At 31.5% G+C, this 1,107-nt stretch carries 1 protein-coding gene; it reads right to left on the minus strand.

All coding sequences use genetic code 11. The features are described from left to right. Positions 1-177 precede the first annotated feature (177 nt). Positions 178-852 carry an LPXTG cell wall anchor domain-containing protein gene (locus CD150_RS08105; RefSeq protein WP_019467679.1) on the minus strand — a complete coding sequence of 225 codons (675 nt, stop codon included), beginning with the start codon at positions 850-852 and terminating at the stop codon, positions 178-180. Positions 853-1,107 lie beyond the last annotated feature (255 nt).

Raw genomic sequence — 1,107 nt, forward strand, 5'->3', positions numbered from 1 at the left:
GTTCTTTGTACATCAAAAACCCCCACAGCCGACCAAAGCTTTGTGGGGGTTTTCTTTTTATCATTTGAACTTATCATAAAGATAATTTGCAATTATCCATGTGATAATCGGACAAATGAAAATTGTAAAAAAGAAGAACACAAATTAATTTGTGTTCTTTTGTTCTTTGCTTGATACTTACTTGTTATTTTTAGAAAAACGTTTGAAAGTTAATAATGATCCAGCAGCTAATAAAATAGTAGCAATCATTGTTGTTATTGCAGTGCTATTTTTTTCTTCTGAACCTGTTTCTGGTAACTCAGATACTTCTGATTGAGAAGCATTAGTGTTTTCAGAAGTTTGTTCTGATTCGTTTTGAATTCTTGCAGTTTCACTTTCTACTGCTTGATTATATTCTTCAGTTGATACTTCATTAGGATTAGGCACATTTTGCTCTAATTCTGCATATTCTTCATTCGTCATCCCATCAGGTGTCACACCGCCATAAGGTCTTTCTCCTTGAGTTGTCTGTTGTTCTGAAGTTTGATTAGAATTAGCAGCTTGTATTACGTTACCATTAGCATCTACAATCTCACCTGTATCTTTTTTTACATATAACCAAGTCGGTGATTGATTTTGTGTTTCTCCAAATCCAATTTTATATGCATTTGATACTGGTTGATCGCTTTCAGTATTATCAATGAATTGTGAACTTGGATCTAAATTATAATTAGGATTACCTTCTACAAAATTTTGAACTGAGTTTTGAGCATCAGATTTTGAAAATTCAGCTGCATCAGCATTCGAGTTTACTCCTGTAAATAGTAATGCTCCTGCTAATGTAGTTGTCCCAAGAATACCTAATTTTTTCATAAATAAAATCCCCCTTTTTATGTAATGTAGTTAAACTATAACACAATAAATTATTGAACAATATAGTAAAAAAATAATTAAGTAGTCCTTTTAGGGAGGTTGAGATTATTTTACAAAATAGAATATACACGATATACTGAACTTAACAAAAAGTGTGATGTTCTTTGTACATCAAAAACCCCCACAGCCGACCAAAGCTTTGTGGGGGTTTTCTTTTTATCATTTGAACTTATCATAAAGATAATTTGCAATTAT

The organism is Staphylococcus ureilyticus, from assembly GCF_002902235.1.
GTDB classification, from domain to species: domain Bacteria; phylum Bacillota; class Bacilli; order Staphylococcales; family Staphylococcaceae; genus Staphylococcus; species Staphylococcus ureilyticus.